Source organism: Pseudodesulfovibrio alkaliphilus, from assembly GCF_009729555.1.
GTDB lineage: Bacteria > Desulfobacterota > Desulfovibrionia > Desulfovibrionales > Desulfovibrionaceae > Pseudodesulfovibrio > Pseudodesulfovibrio alkaliphilus.
In genome coordinates this window covers 28,747-46,917 of record NZ_WODC01000008.1, presented here as the reverse complement: position 1 = coordinate 46,917, position 18,171 = coordinate 28,747, and the positions used below count along the sequence as shown (strand labels likewise).

The following is an 18,171-nucleotide window of genomic DNA, read 5'->3' as shown; positions in this document are numbered from 1 at the left end:
GGCTGGCTCCTGGTCTCGCCAGACTGACGGCTTGATCAGAATTACCGTCTGAAGCGATTCCGCAGCGCAAAGGCAAAAAGAGCGGCCTGGGCGGTGATGAGGAGCTGCCAAATGACTATCAGGAAGCGGGTGACCACGCAGACATCGCTGCCAGGATACTCCCGCATGAGCGGCAGGTAATACAGCATGCTGCCAGGGAAGAGGACTGGCAGCGCTGGCAACAATACCAGAACAGCAAGCCAGAAAAGCGCATGAAATGGCTTCTCGCCATATCCACTGGAATACTTGTAGAGCCACAGAGCCCGAAAAGTCAGCCTCTCGGCAGCAGCGTTGAAAAATGGCGACAACCACATAACAAGCGCCGCAAAGAACGTCTTCACCGAAAGACAATTTCGCTCCAACCGGCAAGCCTTCCAGGCGTCTTTTATCGCAGCCCCCTGCCCGACCTCCTTCAATGCCTGCCGAATTGGCTTTGTCGCCTGGCCGAGCAGCTTCAACTGCGCCTCTTTCTCCGCAACATGCCACTTGGAGGCCTCGTACTCGTTGTTCTCGGCCTTGTACTTGGCCTTCATCCGCTGGTAGAAATCGCGGGTTGATTGCAGCCTTCCGGGATCATCTTCAGTACACGCCTTGATGCGCCCGTTCTTCTCCCACGAAGAGTTGATGAAATGAATGTGCGTGAGGTCGCGCTGATCAACAAGATCAAGGCAGGTGGGATCGCAATTCTCGAAGGTCATGGCTGAAGGGGGTACAGTGCAATAGGCGAGTCTGAGGATGGAATCATCTGTTATGATTGAATGAAAACGGATGGGGCCATTGAACTGTGCTGATGAAAAATCTGCGTTCCCCATGAAGCTAGCTTCGTGGAAAGAGGTGTTCCCCCCGAAGCTGGCTTTACTGAAAGATGCGTTCCCTTCAAAGCTAGCTCCGTTGAAAAATACGACCCTCACCAAATGGGTTTCGTCGAAATATGCTCCCCCACAAAAGCGGGCTCTGCCGAAATATGCGTTCCCCTTGAAACTGGCTTCGCTGAAAAACGCTCCCCCCCTGAAGCTAGCTTCGTCGAACAATGCGTACTCCCCAAAGCTGGCTTGGTAGAAAGCTGCTCTCCCTCCAAAGCTGGCTTCGACAAACATTGCGATCTTCCCGAAACAGGCTTTGTCAAAAACTGCGTGCCCCTCGAAGCGGGCTTTCTCGAAGGAAATATTAGGTAATGCACTACCTGATTCAAAACAAATATCTCCAGGGAAAATGGCTCCGCTCAGGTCGCACAAAGCCTTTTCGTTTTCTAGATCGATGACGGCCTGAATTCGTTCGGACACCTGTGCATTGAATACATCAACAGACATGCCCTTGTGCTCTGCCGGGGCATGGAACAGGCAATATTCGTTGCCATCCTCCGGGTCAGTATAGACAACAGGTTGCGGATCATTCCATCCGAGCTCTTCGCATTTGCAGCAGGTCATGGCTTCTCCGGATTATGCGATTTTCAAAGAAGCATAGAGAATCAGCCACGGCCGCACAAGCCCTTGGGCCAAATACCCTCCTCGCCTTCCGCCTGCCCGCCGACCACCCTTCACCCCCTCGCGTGAGACCGTATAGAAAAAGGGAGCCCCCTTCCGAAGGCTCCCCTTTCAATTCCCAAAAATCCCGACAGGCTACAAAACATCGGCCATGGTGTAGAGTCTGCCGGGTTTCTGGTTGGCCAGCCATTTGGCGGCGCGCAGGGCTCCGGTGGCAAAGGTTTCGCGGGAGTGGGCGCGGTGGGTGATCTCTATGCGCTCGCCCGGGCCGAAGAAATACATGGTGTGGTCGCCGAACACGTCGCCGCCGCGCAGGGTCTGCACGCCGATCTCCTTGCGGGGCCGCTCGCCGATGATGCCGTCGCGGCAGTGGCGCTTGACCTCGTCATATTCCCAGCCGCGGGCCTCGGCCAGGCACTGGGCCAGCTTGAGGGCCGTGCCGCTTGGCGAATCCTTCTTCATCTTGTGGTGGGTCTCCACCATCTCCATGTCGTAGTCCGGGCCGAGCAGCCGGACTAGGGTGGGCAGCACCTTGAGCAGGACATTGACGCCAACGGACATGTTGGGCGCCCAGAAGAGCGGCACGTCCCTGGCCATGGTCGCCAGCTCGGCCTGCTGGGCCTTGCTCAGGCCGGTGGTGCCGATAACCGCCGGGTTGCCGAAGCGGGCCGCTATCCCGGCCATGGCCACGGACGCTTCCGGCATGGTGAAATCCACGACCACCGCGCCCGGCACCTGGGGCAGCAGCTCCTCCAGGCAATCCGAGACGATGCACCCGTCATGATCGATGCCCCCCGCATTGCCCTCGCGCTCGCACGCGCCCACGAGGTTCAGTTCCTCATCCGCCAGGGCCATGTTGACCAGGGTATCACCCATGCGGCCCTTTGCGCCCAATATGACGACATTGGTTGCCATTGCGTCTCTCCTTGCTTGCATCGTGTTGAAAAATCAGTCGCGTTCCCCGAGTAAGGCCAGGAACCCGGCAAAGTCAATGACCGTGAGCCCCAGTTTTTCGGCCTTGGCGATCTTGGAGCCCGCCTTGTCGCCCGCCACCACGTAGTCCACCTTCCTGGAGATGGTATTGACAGCCGTGCCGCCCCGCTCCTCCACCAGCCGCCGGGCCTCGTCGCGGGTCATGGAGGGCAGGCTGCCGGTGAAGATGAACACCTTGCCCGCCAGCGGCGCAGCCTCGCCCGCCCCATCGCCCGCATCGGGAAGGACCGGGCCGCCCTCGGGCCAGAAATCCGCCTCGCGGAAACGGCGCAGCAAGTCGGCCGCCTCGGCGCTGTGAAAGAAGTGACGGATGGAGTCTGCCACCACCGGACCGACATCGTCCAGGGCAAGCAGTTCCTCATGATCGGCCTGGGCAAGGGCGTCGAGGTCGCGGCAATGGGCGGCCAGGGTCCGGGCGGTCTGCTCGCCCACATGGCGGATACCCAGGCCCGCGATGAGCCGCCACAGCGGAGACGAAGTACGCGCACGCTCCACAGCCTCAATGAACTTGGCGGCCGAACGGTCGCCCATGCCCTCGTAGCGGAGCAGCACGGTCTTATCGAGAGCGAAGAGGTCGGCCGGGCTTTGCAGTACACCGTCCTCGGCCAGCCGCCGCACCCAGGTGCGGCCCACGCCCTCCATGTCCAGCCCTGCCTTGGAGACAAAATGGATGATGCGCTGCACGGTCTTGGCCGGGCAGATGGGGTTGGTGCAGCGCACGGCCTCGCCGTCCTCGCGGGCCTCGGCGCCGCAGACAGGACATTCGCCGGGAAAGACGTATGCCTCGGCCCCCTCGGGCCGCCGCTTAAGGTCCACGGAGAGCACCTGGGGAATGACATCGCCGGCCCGCTGAATGAGCACCGTATCGCTGATGCGGAAATCGCGCTCCGCGATGTACCCCTTGTTGTGCAGGGTGGCATTGGACACGACCACGCCTGCCAGGGGCACCGGCTCCAGCTCGGCCACCGGGGTGAGCACGCCGGTACGACCCACCTGGATGCGGATGTCGCGCAGCACGGTTTTGGCCTGAAGGGCCGGAAACTTGAGGGCCAGCGCCCAGCGCGGCGCACGCGAGGTGAAGCCCAGGGTGCGTTGCAGCTCAAGGCTGTCCACCTTGGCAACCACCCCGTCGATCTCAAAGGGCATGGCCGCCCGCCGCTCCATGAGGCTTGAAAAATACGCGGCCACCTCATCGGCCGAGCCGCACAGCCGGGCCTCGGGCGGGATGCCGAAACCGAGCCGGGAAAGACCGGCCATGATCTCATGCTGGCTGGTCCAGGCAAAGAGCGGCGACCCCCACTGGACGCGCCCCACCCCGTAAGCCAGGAAACGCAACGGACGCGAGGCAGCCACCTTGGGATCGAGCTGGCGCACGGCCCCGGCCGCGCCGTTTCTGGGGTTGGCAAAGGGAACCTCCCCGGCCTCGCGACGACGCTCGTTCAGGGCCGCGAAATCCGCATTGGACATGACCACCTCGCCGCGCACATCGAGCAGGTCCGGCACATCCGGGCCGCGCAGGGTCAGGGGCAGATTCATGACCGTACGCATGGTGTGGGTCACATCCTCGCCGATGTTCCCGTCGCCGCGGGTGGCAGCGCGGATGAAACGCCCGGCTTCGTAGACCACCTCCACGGCCAGTCCGTCCATCTTGGGATCGGTCCAGTAGGCCACGTCGGATCGCCCCACCCCCTTGGACACCCGTCCGACAAAGGCGAACCAGTCGTCCAGCGCCATGGCGTTGTCCAGGCTGTACATACGCATGGCGTGTTCGTAAGGGGCAAAGGCGGCCGCAGGCGCACCGCCCACACGCCGTGTGGGCGAGTTGGGGTCGTCCAGTTCGGGATGCGCGGCCTCCAGCCCCTCAAGCTCCCGGAAGAGCGCGTCGAACTCGGCGTCGGAGATTTCCGGGTCGTCAAGGACATAGTAGCGGTGGTTGTGGTACTCGATGCGCTCGCGCAGCCAGGCCGTGCGCCGGAGGATTTCGGGTGATGCCATAATTCTGTTTGCCTTAAAAGATTAAACAATCAAACACGATGAACACCCCTACCCCAGTTCGAGGATGCGCTCGCGAATCAGGGCCACGCGGTCGCGCAGATCGGCTGCCCGCTCGAATTCCAGCTCTTTGGCCGCCTCGCGCATCTGCCGTTCAAGCTGCCTGACCAGGGTGTTCAACTCTTTGGCCGAGGCTCCGGGCGGGGCGTCCTCAATGGCCGGGAGCTTTTTGCCGCGCCCCTTGGCCTCGCCAGCGTCGGCAAAGAGGTTGCCCAGGTTCTTGCGGATGGTGACCGGGGTGATGCCGTGGGCTTCATTATGGGCCTGCTGCCGCTCGCGCCGCCGGGCGGTCTCGTCCATGGCCTCGGCCATGGAGCCGGTGACGGCGTCGGCATACATGACCACCCGGCCATCCACATTGCGAGCAGCCCGGCCAAATGTCTGGACAAGCGAACGCGCCGAACGCAAAAAACCTTCCTTGTCCGCATCCAGAATGGCCACCAGCGACACCTCGGGGATGTCCAGCCCCTCGCGCAACAGATTGATGCCCACCAGGACGAAGAACTCGCCAGCCCGCAGGGCCTGGATGATGGCCATGCGTTCCAGGGTGTCGATGTCCGAATGCAGGTAGCGCGAGGGCACGCCCATGGAATTGAGATATTCGTTGAGGTCCTCGGCCATGCGCTTGGTCAGGGTGGTGACAAGCACGCGCTCGTCGCGGCTCTGCCGCTGCTTGCACTCGCCCAGCAGGTCGTCGATTTGCCCTGCCACGGGCCGGACCTCCACCAGCGGATCAAGCAGGCCGGTGGGCCGGATGATCTGCTCCACCACCACGCCCTGGGCGAGATCCAGCTCCAGATGGCCGGGCGTGGCCGAAACATAAACCGCCTGACGAATGCGCGACTGAAACTCCTGGTAATCAAGCGGCCGGTTATCCAGGGCCGAAGGCAGACGGAAGCCGAAGTCCACCAGGGTGGTCTTGCGCGAACGGTCGCCCTTGAACATGCCCCCCACCTGGGGCAGGGCGATGTGCGACTCGTCAACGAAAAGGATGAAATCCTCGGGGAAATAATCAAGCAATGTGGCGGGCGGCTGGTCCTTGCTGCGACCGTCCAGGTGACGAGAGTAGTTCTCTATACCGCTGCAAAAGCCAAGCTCTTCAATTATTTCAAGATCATACATCGTCCGCTGCTCCAGGCGCTGGGCCTCTACCAGCCGGTTGGCAGCCTTGAACTCGGCCAGCCGCTGCTGCAATTCGTCGCGGATGTCGTTCACGGCCCGGTCCAGGTTCTCTCGGTCCGAAACAAAGTGGCTGCCGGGATAGATGACCGTCTTGCGCAGCCGGTCGCGAACTTCGCCAGTGAGAGGGTCGGTCTCGGCAAGAGAGTCGATCTCGTCACCGAAGAACTCGATGCGCAGCGCCTTCTCGCGGCTATAGGCCGGGATGATCTCCACCACATCGCCGCGCACCCGGAAGGTACCGCGATGAAAGTCGTAGTCGTTGCGCTCATAGTGGATCTCCACCAGCCGCGAAAGCAGAGACTCCATGGTCATGGCCTGCCCCTCCTCCACCGGGATGACCATCTTGGCATAGAAATCGGGCGAACCCAGACCGTAAATGCAGGAGACCGAGGCCACGATGAGCACGTCGCGCCGCGTCAACAGGGCGTGGGTGGCGGCGTGGCGCAGCTTGTCGATGTCGTCGTTGATGGACGAGTCTTTCTCAATGAAGACATCGGAATGAGGAAGGTAGGCTTCCGGCTGATAGTAATCGTAATAGCTGACGAAATACTCCACTGCGTTTTCCGGGAACAATCCCCGGAACTCGCTGTAGAGCTGGGCTGCCAGGGTCTTGTTGGGCGCCAGCACCAGGGCGGGCCGGTCAAGGGTCGCCACCACGTTGGCCATGGTGAAGGTCTTGCCCGTGCCCGTGGCTCCGAGCAGCACCTGATCGCGCACCCCGTCCCGAAGGCCTGTCACGAGCTGGTCTATGGCCCGGGGCTGGTCTCCCATGGGAGTGTATTGGCTGACAAGCTTGAATGGTGGCATCCGCGTCCCGCACCGTGTGCTTGAGAAAAACCGTCAAAAGACGTACTGATGGAGCATACCCCGAAATAACCTGACCGGAGCAGTTCCATGGATATAGACATCATTTCCCCGCAGTCGCCGCCGCCCGTGGCCCAGGCCCATACCCTTTTCATGGTGGTCAAGAGCTTCAAAGGCCGCCGGGACGTATCGGTGCATCTCTTCCGCGGCCGCTGGAGCGAGACGGAAGAGGCCGCCCTCCCCTGGAGCGAACTGCTCGACGGCACTGTCCCCCGGCCCGGCGAGGCGGCCCGGCGGGTGGTCATGGAGGCATTCACCGACGCCGAGCGCGACCGCATTGTAGACTATCTGAAGGCGCAGTATTCCACAAGACTCGCGGCCATCCGTTCAGCGCCCCTGAGCTTTCCGGTTCCGGCCGGGTTGTGCGGACTGTCAGAAGCCCAGCCCGGCAAGAGCGTGGGCTTCATCGAATTCGAAAAGATTCCGAGCTATCTGCTCGACATTCCGCTTCGGGGGTTCTTCGACCTGAGCCAACACCCGCCCATCGTTCAGGAATAGCCAGAACGAAGCCGACGGATTCACCAAAGCTTGTCCAGCACCCAGCGGCCAGGGCGCGTAGGGTTCGACATGGCCTCGCGCAGCAGGGCCAGGAATCGAAAGCGCAGCATCTCCTCGGCCCCGAAACGGAGCATGTGGGCCGTGGTCTGCTGGCAATCGATGAGGGTGAAATCCCACCGGGCCAACTGACGCGCAAGCACGGCAAATGCCGCCTTGGAGGCATCGGGCGCCGCGTGAAACATGGACTCGCCGAAAAAAGCCGACCCAAGGGACACCCCGTACAGACCGCCGACCAACTTTCCGTCACACCAGGTCTCCACACTGTGGGCGTAACCAAGATCGTGCATCGCCACATAGGCATCCACCATCTCGGGCACAAGCCATGTGCCGTGCTGACCGGGCCTGGATACGGCCCCGCAGGCGCGGATGACCGCCTCAAAGGCGGTGTCCATGGTGAAGGCGAAGACGCCGCGATCCAGAACCCTGCGCAGACTGCGCGATAGATGCAGACGCTCCGGCCGCAGCACGAGCCTGGGATCGGTCGACCACCAAAGGATGGGCGAATCCTCGCCATACCAGGGAAAGATGCCGGAGGCATAGGCGGCCAGCAGCCGCTGGGGGCTGAGGTCTCCGCCCACAGCCAGCAGCCCGTCCGGCTCGGCTTCCGCCGGGTCGGGGAAGATGGGTTCCTCGAAGAGCCTGTAGATGGTCATGGGTTCTCAAGCGCCGCAGACGGCATCCGCCGCTCGGCGGAGCGTTCGTATCACCGGGCTACTGCCGCCCCCCCGACCGGCTCATAGGCGAAGGCGAATTCACCAGTCCCATCGCGCCCCGATCCGGACACGGGCTTGAGGGACTTGCCGGTCTTTGCAGGCTTGACGGCCTTGCCCGCCAGGGACACCGTGACCACCCCGCCCTTGGACAACTCGCCAAAAAGCAGCTCGTCGGCGATGACATCCTTGATTTCTGTCTGAATGACACGCCCCATGGGCCGTGCGCCCATGTTCGGGTCGTGTCCCATCTCGGCCAGCCGGGCGCGGGCCTCGGGCGTCAGGGTGATCACCACGCGCCTATCCTGCAACTGGTCGTTGAGTTCCTTGAGGAACTTGTCCACGATCTGCTCCATGATCGGTTGTTCCAGTGACGTAAAGGCCACGATGGAGTCGAGCCGATTGCGGAACTCGGGGCTGAAGAGTCTTTCCAGAGCCTTCATGGCCCCGCCCTTGCGGTCGGAATCCTTGTCGCGCTGGAAGCCGATGGCCCCCTTGGAGAGTTCGCGTGCGCCCGCGTTTGAGGTCATCAGCAGGATGACGTGGCGGAAGTCGGCCTTGCGCCCGTTGTTGTCGGTCAGGGTGGCGTAGTCCATGACCTGGAGCAGGATGTTGAAGACATCCGGGTGCGCCTTCTCGATCTCATCGAAAAGCACCACGCAGTGGGGCTTCTTGCGCACACCCTCGGTGAGCAGGCCGCCCTGGTCGAAGCCCACATAGCCGGGAGGCGCACCGATGAGCCGGGCCACGGCATGTTTTTCCATGTATTCACTCATGTCGAAGCGCAGAAACCCGATGCCGAGCACCTTGGCCAGTTGGCGGGCCAGCTCGGTCTTGCCCACTCCCGTGGGGCCGGTGAGCAGGAAGCTGCCCACGGGACGGCCCATCTGACGCATACCCGCCCTGGAACGCTTGATGGATTTGGCCAGGGCACGAACAGCCTCATCCTGACCGAAGACCACGGATTTGAGGTCGTCCTCAAGGTGCTGGAGCCGTGAGCGGTCGGACACGGTCAGCCTGCGGGCCGGAATTCTGGCCATGCGGGCCACGACCTTTTCGATGTCCGCCACCTTGATACGGTCGCCTTTGCGCGAGCGTGCGGAGAGCTTGTAGAGGGCACCCGCCTCGTCCATGACATCAATGGCCTTGTCCGGCAGATGCCTGTCAGTGATGTAGCGGTCGGACAATTCGGCCGCGGCCTTGAGAGAGAAGTGGGTGTAGCTGACACCGTGAAACTTCTCATAGTGGGACTTGAGCCCCTTGAGGATGGCGATGGTCTCGTCCACGCTCGGCTCGGCGATCTCGATCTTCTGGAACCGGCGCGACAGGGCGCGGTCCTTCTCGAAATGGTTCTTGTATTCCTCGAAAGTGGTGGAACCGATACAACGGATCTCGCCCGACTGGAGCAAGGGCTTGAGAATATTGGAGGCATCCATGCTCCCACCGCTGACCGAGCCCGCACCCACGATGGTGTGGATCTCGTCCACGAAAAGAATGGCTCCCCTGGTTGCCTTGAGCTGGGCAAGGACACTCTTGAGCCGGGCCTCGAAATCGCCGCGATATTTGGTTCCCGCCAGGAGCGAGCCCATGTCCAGGGCATAGACCTCGGACTCAAGGAAATCCCCCGGAACCTGGCCCTCGACGATCATCAGAGCCAGCCCCTCGGCCATGGCCGTCTTGCCGACGCCAGGGTCGCCCACGAAGATAGGATTGTTCTTGCGTCTGCGTGAAAGCACCTGAACCGTACGCTCAAGCTCGGCTGCCCGGCCGATGAGCGGATCAATGAGTCCCTGGGCCGCCCGCTCGGTAAGATTGACCGTGTATTCCTCAAGGGGGCTCTTCTTGTCGCCCCGCTTGCCGTCCGTGGGCTCGGGGCGGACTTCGCGCCGCTCGCCTCCAAGGTTGCCCCACTCCTCGCCCGTGGACATACCGTGAGAAATGAACTCAAGGATGTCCAGGCGCGACACGTCGTGTGTGCGCAGAAAATAGACCGCGTAGGAGTCCTCTTCATCGAACATGGCGGCCAGCACATCCCCCACCTCGACCACGCTCTTTCCCGAGGCTTTTTTCTGCCACACGGCGCGTTGAAGAACACGGCGGACGCCCAGGGTCTGGATAACCTCGGTCTCGGTGTTCGCGGGCAGGGCTTCCATGTTTTCCGCGAAAAACCTTCCCAACTGGTCGCGCAGTCTGTCCATCTCGGCACCGCAGGCCTCAAGAATCTCCTCTCCCTGCTCGCCGGAGGCGATGGCAAAGAGCAGATGCTCCAGGGTCAGGAATTCATGATTGCGCCGCCTGACCTCGTTGACCGCTGCCGTCAATGCGCTTTCGAGTTCCTTGCTCAGCATCGTCATCGCTATTCACCTTCCATGCTGCACTTGAGGGGAAAACCCGCGCTTCTGGCCAGCCTGTGGACCATGTCCACCTTGGTTTCCGCCACTTCGGCGGTATATGTGCCACAAACGCCGAAGCCCTGATTGTGGACGGCCAGCATGATGGCCGTGGCCTGGGCCTCGTTCTTGTGAAACACGCGCACCAGTACCTCCACCACGAAATCCATGGTCGTGTAGTCGTCGTTATGCAAAAGAACCTTGTACTTCCGCGGCTCCCTGACTTCACGCTCGTCACGGAGTCCGGGCGTGGCCTGGTCGCCTGCAAGGGGGTCGCTCATGAGTCGCTCTCCGCCATTCCTCGGTTTTCTTCAAGGTCCAATATAAATTCCTTTGCCCCGCCTGTCGAGGGACGAAACTCATTCTCTGTCGATTTCCGCCAGCAACTTGGCCCTCTCCTCCGACGAAAAGACGAAATTCTCGTCCGACTCCCCGCCATCGTCCCCCTGGCGCTCCAGGTTCAGGGCATGATAGGTGGCCCTGGTCGCGGTTGCCGGATCAAGCCCCAGGGCTTCGGCGCATCGGGGCACCGACATTTCATCGCCTTCTATCTCGACAAAATCGCCAAAGGGAAGGTGGTCCAGGCAGACGGTACAGCCCGCAAAGAGCCATTTCTCCCGCACCTTTTCATAGGCAAAGGCCGCCTCGAAGCCGACAGCCTCAAGAGCCTGACGCATAACCGAAAAATCACCCACCGTGGTCTCCAACTCCTCGAACACCTTGAGCGCCGAAGCCTCTGCCACGGCTGGCGGACGCTTGACCGTGAGCACGGCCTGGCCCTGGCGCAGCCGGAGACGCAACAGCACACCGGACGACCGCAGCGGCCTCCCCGGGCCGTCAAAGACCAGGTTGGACTCGAAGTAACGTCCGCCGCCGGAATCACCCCCGCCAGCGGACAAAGCCCGTCGCAGTGCCACCAGATCAACGTCTGCGTACTTCAGTTCCCGTTCCAAGGGCATTGGCTTTCCCCTCCCCTCCTGTTATGGTCCGCCACGGTGACACCATGCTGATGAAACTCCTGTATCTCTCCCTTGGCGGCGCGGCCGGGACCGTGTCGCGCTACTGGCTCTCCGGCGTCGCCCAGCGGCTGGCAGGCACAGCCTTTCCTCTTGGCACCTTCGCAGTCAACATGATCGGCTGCCTGTTTTTCGGAGCCGTCTGGGGCTATCTTGAAAACCGCCTGCTGCCCGGAAGCCATGTACGCATTCTCGCCCTGACGGGCTTCATGGGCGCGTTCACCACCTTTTCCACCTACATGTTCGAGACCGCCGAGCTGGTCAAGATCGGCCAGTACGCCATGGCCCTGCTCAACGTGGTTGGCCAGAGCGTGGCCGGACTGGCCCTGGTGCTTGCAGGCATCGCATTGGGACGACTGCTCTAGAGCCAAAGGAGAACACCATGCAACTGCTGGAACAGGCCGAACGCATCCGCATCTACATCGGCGAGGACGACACGCATCAGGGACGGTCGCTGGCCGAGGTCATCGTGGAACGCGCAAGGGCCATGGGACTGGCCGGGGCCACGGTTTTTCGCGGCTTGAGCGGTTTTGGGGCCAACAGCCGCATCCACACGGCCAGGATACTGCGTCTTTCCGAGGACCTGCCCGTGGTGGTGGAGATCGTCGATCACCCGGATCGACTGGCCCCGCTCATGGACGCTCTGGACACCATAATGAGCGAGGGGATGATCACCACTGAACCCGTCCGGGTGGTGGCCTATCGTCACAGCGCCAAGGTGGATCGGCAAGGCTAACCGCAGACGCGAACTATCTCGGCCGCAATGCCCTGCAAGGGCAGCACCTTGTGAACCCCTCCGAGCTTGATGGCTTCCTGGGGCATACCGAACACCACGCAGGTGGCCTCATTCTGGGCGATGGTGAACGCTCCGGCGTCGTAAAGCTCCTTCATGCCCTTGGCACCGTCGTCGCCCATGCCGGTCATGATGGCGGCCACAACATTGGCCCCGCCGTATTGTGCGCCGGATCGAAACAGCACGTCCACCGAAGGCCGGTGACGCGAGACAAGCGGCCCGGATTTCACCTCCACATAATATCTGGCCCCGCTGCGCTTGAGCAGCATGTGCATGTTGCCCGGCGCGATGAGAGCCTGACCGCGCAGCATGGGATCGCCGTCCGCTGCCTCCTTGACCGTGATGGGGCAGATGGCATTCAGCCGCTTGGCAAAGGCGGCAGTGAAGTGCTCGGGCATGTGCTGGACGATGGCGATGGGCGGACACCCCAGAGGCTGGGACTCAAGAAAGACGCGAAGCGCCTCGGTGCCCCCGGTGGACGCACCCACAAGGCAGATTTTTTCGGTGGTGGTCAGGGCTTGCGGTCGTGTCATGGGCAATACTGCATCGGCATTGAGCTTGGGGCTGATCTTGATGGGATGGGCCTCTGCCTTGAACTTCCTTGGCCGGGCAATAGCTGCGGCCTTGACCTTATCGATAAGCAAAATACTCGATTCTTCAAGGAACTTCTTGGTCCCCACCCTTGGCTTGGTAATAATCTCCACCGCGCCGTATTCCAGGGCCTTGAGCGCATTGCTCGTCCCCTGCTCTGCCACCGAGGAACAGATGACCACCGGAATGGGATGCTGCTTCATGAGCTTTTGCAGGAAAGTCAACCCGTCCATGCGCGGCATCTCGATATCCAGAGTGATGACATCGGGCACCTCGTTCTTGAGACGCTGCGCCGCTACATAGGGATCAACGGCCGTCCCTATAACCTCGATCCCCGGATCCGAGGAAAGGATGTCCTCCAGGGTCTTGCGGACCACGGCGGAGTCATCAACGATAAGAACACGAATCTTCTTTGCCATGCGCACACCCCCCAGGAATGACTGCCGCCCCTCAGTCGGACTCGGCAATGATCCGCCGGACCAGACTCGGAATGTCCAGGATGAGCGCAATGGAGCCGTCCCCCTTGATGGTGGCCCCCGAGATGCCCTCAACATCCTTATAGACGCGGCTTAAGCTCTTGATGACTGTCTGATGCTCGCCGATGACCGTGTCCACCACGATCCCCACTCGGCTCCCTTCCACGCCGGTGATGACGATCTGCTCTATGGGCGGGCTCTCTCCGTCCACGGCGAACCACTCACGCAGATGGATATAAGGTACTATTTCACCGCGCAGGTGCAGGATGCGCTGCCTGGAATTTTCATCCATGTCGCTGGCGGACAGCTCCACGCACTCCTCCACCAGGGAAAGCGGAATGACGTAATATTCGTCGCTGACCCGCACCTGGAGTCCGTCGATGATGGCCAGGGTCAGGGGCAAACGAATGGTAATGGATGTCCCCTTGCCCAGGGTGGAGTCGATGTCGATGGCGCCACGCAGGGAATCAATGGCCCGTTTGACCACATCCATTCCCACCCCCCGTCCCGAGACGTTGGTGATCGCCTTGGCCGTCGAGAACCCGGGCTCGAAGATAAGCTTGAGCAGATCCTTCTTGGACAGTTCGGCATCGGCCGCGATGAGCCCCCGCTCAATGCCCTTTTCCCTGAGAACCGTGGGGTCCATGCCCCTGCCGTCGTCATTGATGCGGATGAGCACCTCGCCGCCGGAGTGTTCGGCCGAGAGGTGGATGGTCCCGTGAGGCGGCTTGCCGTGCATCCGGCGTTCCTCGGGTGGCTCCAGGCCGTGGTCTATGCTGTTTCTCAACAGATGAACCAAAGGATCGCCCAGTCGTTCGATGACGGTCTTGTCCAGTTCGGTGTCCGCCCCCACGGTGGTCAAAACGATTTCCTTGCCCAGATTGGCCGAGAGGTCACGTACCAGACGGCGGAACTTGCTGAACGAGGTGCCGATGGGCAGCATGCGGATGCCCAAGGTGGAATCACGCAACTCGTCGCTTAGACGTTCCAGTTCCTCGGCCAGAGCGGTCATGACAGGGTCGCTGCGTTCACTGACCACCTGGGTGATCTGGGCCTGGACAATAACCAACTCGCCCACAAGGTCCACCAGATAGTCCAGCTTGTCAGCCGCCACTCTGATGCTGGAGAGGGCTTCCTGCTGCTTGCGGCTGGCATCAAGCTCCTTGGCCTCAGCCTGCCGCCGCACGGCCATCTCAACCTTCTCGGGAGGCACCTTGCCTTCCTCGGCCAGAATCTGACCCAGGGGCTTCTGCTTCTTGAGGGCCTCCTGAATGTCCGCCTCGGTCACATCGCCGCACTTGACAAGAATCTCCCCGAGCCTGGGCGGCCCGGCGTCCTCGTCCTCGCACACGGCGTCGTCCGCCATGCCGTCGACCGGCTTCAGTACGGCGCAAGGAGCCTCGGGAGCGCCCGTAACCGGCACAGGGGCACCCTGCTCGTCCAGAATTTCCACATCAAGGTCCGCATCCGCGAAAAAGAATATATCGCGCACACTGTCGGCGTCGATATCTGTGGTCAACCCAAGCTCCCATCCGCCAAACACGGTCTCCACTGGCCGCCCGAGGATGCGGAACTCCCCCACCCCGGCAAGCTCCAGAAAGAGCGACTCCAATCGGGTCTCGTCCGGCTCCTCGCCCGTGCGGGGCGTCAGACCGATGCGATACAGGCGGCGACCCTGTGAAGAAACCGACTCGGCAGCGGTCACCCCGGCCTCTTCGGTCCCCGCAGGCGTCTGCTCCCCGACTTCCGGCGATGCGGGCTCGCCCGAAGCCAGTTCCTTGAGGCCATCGAGAATGGCCCGGTGCTCTGCGGGGTCCACCTCCTCCCCTTCGGCCGCGCCAAGCATGCGCTTGATGTGGTCGCGAGAGCGCAAGGCCAAGCCGCACAGCTCAGGGGTCACCTCAAGGGCATTGTTGCGAACCATGTCAAAGGCGGACTCCACCTCATGGGTGAAAGCTGCGATCTCCTCGAACCCGAACATGGACCCGGATCCCTTGATGGTATGCAGGGCACGGAATATCTGATTGACCGTGTCCATATCGTCCGGGGACTCCTCAAGTTCGAGCAGCGCTCCCTCCAGTTCACCCAAAAGGTCGTAGGCCTCTTCCTTGAATATCTGCCTGTTGAGATCATCGGACATACGTCTCGCTCCTCAAGAATCGTCGCTGTACACTCATCCGAGGCAAAAGCGCCGGACCGATGCGCCCACCCCTGCTTGCAGTATCACAGGAAGCATTGACCAAAGCCCATTATAAAATGCGTTCGCCACGAAATTCTGGCGTCTTATCCCTTGCTCTGAAAGACGATTTCGGCCCGGGCCGAAGTCTCGTCAAAGGGTTTGACCCTGACTGTGACCTTCTCCCCCTTGAACTCGGCCGCCCCAAGCAGGATGCCCTCGAAATAGTCGAACAGCCCCCGGCTCGACTTGTAGTTCATAAACAATTCCTCCCCCTTGTCTTCATATGTGAACACGGGAGGCTTGATGCCCGGCTGGTCCTTGGTCAATTGGGCATGGATGTCATTCATGCGCAGATAGAATTCCTTGAGGGACTCCTTCTTGAAATGGCGCGGGTACATCTCATGAAACCGCTTGATGGAATACTTACCGAACTCAATGAAGAAATCGCGCACGGTAATGGCTGCTGCGGCGGCGGCGGTTTCGGCCATCTGAAGCAACGCCTGATCGGGGTAGCTCTCTGTTGGCAGGAACACCGGATTGCCCATCTCCTTTTGCACAGCGTCATAAACCTTGTCGCCGTATTTCTTGCGGACAAAAGCCTGGGCGAGCTTGGGCAGCACCCCTTTCATTCGTCCCTGGGACTCGCGCAACCGGGACCCGCCGCCTCCATCGCGAAATTCATTGGACACCTCAAGCAGCTCCTGGGCCAGACCGGCCAGCTCGCGAGTGGCGCTCGCGGCCTGTCCGGCGGCCTCGTCAGCCTCGCCCGCTATCTCGGCAATGTCCTCAATGCTGCGGCCGATGTCCTCGGCTGCGGATGACTGCTGCTCTGCGGCCGTGGCAATCTGGGTCACGCGGCCGACCATGTCGCCGATGCTTCCCATGATGTGTTGCAGGGCTTCGCCTGCCTGATTGGAGAGACTGGTACTCTCGGCCACCCGTTGCTCGGTCCGGCGCATGGCCTCGGTGGCATGACGGGAACGGGACTGGATAGTGCCGATGGCCTCCTCCACCTCCTTGGTGGCTGCCATGGTTTTTTCGGCCAGCTTTCGCACCTCGTCGGCCACCACGGCGAATCCACGACCCGCCTCGCCCGCTCGCGCCGCCTCAATGGCCGCATTGAGTGCCAGAAGGTTGGTCTGATCCGCGATATCGTTGATCACGCTGATGATGCGGCCGATCTCTCCGGCCTGGGCGTCGAGTTCGCCGATCTCGTGACCGAGCTGGCCGGCGGCCTCGGACACTTCATTGATCGCCTCCACGGCCCTGGAGACCATGGACGCCCCTTCGGTGGCCGACTCCTGGGCCTTTCCCGCCGCATCGCTGGTAGCGCTGGCGTTTCTGGCCACTTCAATGACCGTTGCCGTCATCTCCTCCATGGCCGTGGCCACGGAGGAAGTTTGATTGCGCTGCTTTTGCGCACCCTGGGCCTGTTCATCGGCAGCGGCCGAAAGCAGTTCCGTGGCCGAGGCCACATGCTCTGCCAGGGTACTGATCTGCTGACCCGCCTGTGCCATGCGTTCGCGCTGGCGCTCCACCTCGCGCCTCTGCTCGACCACCTCGGCCAGGTCCACAAAGGAAGTCACCGCACCCGTCAATTTCCCGGCCTCATCGTGCAGCGGCGAGACAAAGCACTTAAGGATCGCCCGACGGCCATCCCACAAAGAGACCTCGGCATCCTCGGCCACAGACTTGGCAGAACGCAGCGCCTTTTCGGTCAGAGAATCGCCCTTGCCGTAAACGGCCTGTCCCACCGGAAACCCGACCACCTGAGCGGACGGCTTGCCGAGCATGTCGAGCAACGCCTTGTTCACCAGCAGGATTCGCCCCTCGCGATTGCACAGAAACGCCGGATTCCCCAGCGCCTTGAGAGCGGTCTCAAGCAGCCCCTTCTCGCCACGCAATGCCCCCAAGGCTTCTCCAAGTCCGGCAAGCACAGGCAGAACCGCGCCATCCTCGTCGCCCACCGTCAGAGACTCGACCGCCTCTTGCAGCCGATTATTGTCCCTGACCACGAGCCAGACAGCCACAGCCGAGAGAAGCATGATTAACGCCGCGGCGCCGCCAAAGGCGGCCCAGCCGCCCACAAGGGCGGCACCGGCAAAACATGCGATGGCCGCACATCCCAAAAGAACAATGATGCTGCGTGGACCGATAGACATGAACGTCACTCCGTTTGTCAGGCGCATTCAAAGCGCGGGATCAGGTTCACAAATATCATGGATTACCGCGAATTAGTACGCTCTATCCAAAGAAAAGGCAATTGTATGGATGAGAAAACGGTAAAATGACGCAAAGAAGACCAGGGGATCAACCCAGGGTCTTCTTGCGCAGCAGCCGGATGGCCCGACGCTGGCGATAGCGTCTGATGATGAAAAGGGACAGGAAATAGGTGGCCACAGTAGCGGGAATCCCTACCGCCAGCCCCCCGGCGAACATGACCAGAAACAGGTCCCAGCCTGCGCTGATGAGCTGCTCCATCTCCAGCTTGGAAGCGTCGAAGGTCACGCCTTCAACCCCGGTGACAGCCCGGCCCACCTTGAAAAGAAAATAGTAAAACGGGACCATGGTAGCCGCGTTGGAATAACAGGTGGCCAGCCACGCGGCCAGCTTGTTGACCCGAAAGGCAAAAGCCAGGGCCACTACCACCACCGATTGAAAGGGCATGATGGGCATGGCCCCGATGAACATGCCAAGGGCCATAGCCGCCGCAAGATTGCGCGGCGAGGAATTCTGACGCATCAGGCGCAGGTACCACAATCGGCTCCAGCGCTTGGCCCCGGTCCACCAGTCGGCCTTGCGCTGTCGAAGCGGTATCCTGTCTCGACGCGGTGCGTTCAAGAC

At 61.6% G+C, this 18,171-nt stretch carries 15 protein-coding genes; 3 read left to right on the top strand and 12 right to left on the bottom strand.

The features are described from left to right. Positions 1–41 precede the first annotated feature (41 nt). From GKC30_RS11920 to uvrB, 4 genes are all read right to left on the bottom strand, one after another. The gene (locus GKC30_RS11920; RefSeq protein WP_155934965.1) at positions 42–1,466 is read right to left on the bottom strand and encodes a pentapeptide repeat-containing protein; all 1,425 of its coding nucleotides are present in this window, start codon (positions 1,464–1,466) and stop codon (positions 42–44) included. A gap of 192 nt (positions 1,467–1,658) precedes the next feature. After that, entirely contained in the window at positions 1,659–2,438 is a 780-nt protein-coding gene (gene dapB / locus GKC30_RS11915; RefSeq protein ID WP_155934963.1) for a 4-hydroxy-tetrahydrodipicolinate reductase, read from the bottom strand. A 33-nt stretch (positions 2,439–2,471) separates the two neighbouring features. Next, complete coding sequence (ligA, locus tag GKC30_RS11910) at positions 2,472–4,511, bottom strand: NAD-dependent DNA ligase LigA (RefSeq protein ID WP_155934961.1); 2,040 nt, start codon at positions 4,509–4,511, stop codon at positions 2,472–2,474. Positions 4,512–4,559: 48 nt separating this feature from the next. Continuing rightward, entirely contained in the window at positions 4,560–6,557 is a 1,998-nt protein-coding gene (gene uvrB / locus GKC30_RS11905) for an excinuclease ABC subunit UvrB (protein ID WP_155934959.1), read from the bottom strand. An 87-nt stretch (positions 6,558–6,644) separates the two neighbouring features. On the opposite strand from uvrB, the gene GKC30_RS11900 reads away from it, so the two are divergent. Further along, on the top strand, positions 6,645–7,112 hold the full coding sequence (locus GKC30_RS11900) for a hypothetical protein (protein ID WP_155934957.1): 468 nt from the start codon (positions 6,645–6,647) through the stop codon (positions 7,110–7,112). A gap of 20 nt (positions 7,113–7,132) precedes the next feature. On the opposite strand, the gene aat is transcribed toward GKC30_RS11900, so the two are convergent. From aat to GKC30_RS11880, 4 genes are all read right to left on the bottom strand, one after another. Continuing rightward, entirely contained in the window at positions 7,133–7,825 is a 693-nt protein-coding gene (gene aat / locus GKC30_RS11895) for a leucyl/phenylalanyl-tRNA--protein transferase (RefSeq protein ID WP_155934956.1), read from the bottom strand. Positions 7,826–7,875: 50 nt separating this feature from the next. Then, positions 7,876–10,230, bottom strand: coding sequence for an ATP-dependent Clp protease ATP-binding subunit ClpA (gene clpA / locus GKC30_RS11890; protein WP_231117159.1), 2,355 nt, complete (start codon positions 10,228–10,230; stop codon positions 7,876–7,878). 8 nt (positions 10,231–10,238) lie between these two features. After that, on the bottom strand, positions 10,239–10,553 hold the full coding sequence (gene clpS, locus GKC30_RS11885) for an ATP-dependent Clp protease adapter ClpS (RefSeq protein ID WP_155934954.1): 315 nt from the start codon (positions 10,551–10,553) through the stop codon (positions 10,239–10,241). A gap of 78 nt (positions 10,554–10,631) precedes the next feature. Continuing rightward, a complete protein-coding gene (locus GKC30_RS11880) occupies positions 10,632–11,231 on the bottom strand; it encodes a class IV adenylate cyclase (protein WP_155934953.1) in 600 nt (199 codons plus the stop codon). A gap of 44 nt (positions 11,232–11,275) precedes the next feature. Between GKC30_RS11880 and crcB the strand changes: the two genes are divergently transcribed. Both crcB and GKC30_RS11870 read left to right on the top strand, forming a co-directional pair. Next, positions 11,276–11,653: a fluoride efflux transporter CrcB gene (gene crcB / locus GKC30_RS11875; RefSeq protein ID WP_155934952.1), complete on the top strand. Its 378-nt coding sequence runs from the start codon at positions 11,276–11,278 to the stop codon at positions 11,651–11,653. 17 nt (positions 11,654–11,670) lie between these two features. Beyond that, positions 11,671–12,024: a DUF190 domain-containing protein gene (locus GKC30_RS11870; protein ID WP_155934951.1), complete on the top strand. Its 354-nt coding sequence runs from the start codon at positions 11,671–11,673 to the stop codon at positions 12,022–12,024. On the opposite strand, the gene GKC30_RS11865 is transcribed toward GKC30_RS11870, so the two are convergent. The 4 genes from GKC30_RS11865 to GKC30_RS11850 form a co-directional block, all read right to left on the bottom strand. After that, complete coding sequence (locus GKC30_RS11865) at positions 12,021–13,091, bottom strand: protein-glutamate methylesterase/protein-glutamine glutaminase (RefSeq protein WP_155934950.1); 1,071 nt, start codon at positions 13,089–13,091, stop codon at positions 12,021–12,023. The two genes, GKC30_RS11870 and GKC30_RS11865, sit on opposite strands and share 4 nt — an antisense overlap. A 31-nt stretch (positions 13,092–13,122) precedes the next feature. After that, a complete protein-coding gene (locus GKC30_RS11860; protein ID WP_155934949.1) occupies positions 13,123–15,288 on the bottom strand; it encodes a chemotaxis protein CheA in 2,166 nt (721 codons plus the stop codon). 143 nt (positions 15,289–15,431) lie between these two features. Then, positions 15,432–17,489 (bottom strand): methyl-accepting chemotaxis protein, encoded by a 2,058-nt coding sequence (locus GKC30_RS11855; RefSeq protein WP_155934948.1) that lies wholly within the window; start codon positions 17,487–17,489, stop codon positions 15,432–15,434. A 148-nt stretch (positions 17,490–17,637) separates the two neighbouring features. Beyond that, complete coding sequence (locus GKC30_RS11850; RefSeq protein WP_155934947.1) at positions 17,638–18,168, bottom strand: DUF2062 domain-containing protein; 531 nt, start codon at positions 18,166–18,168, stop codon at positions 17,638–17,640. Between the last annotated feature and the right edge of the window lie 3 nt (positions 18,169–18,171).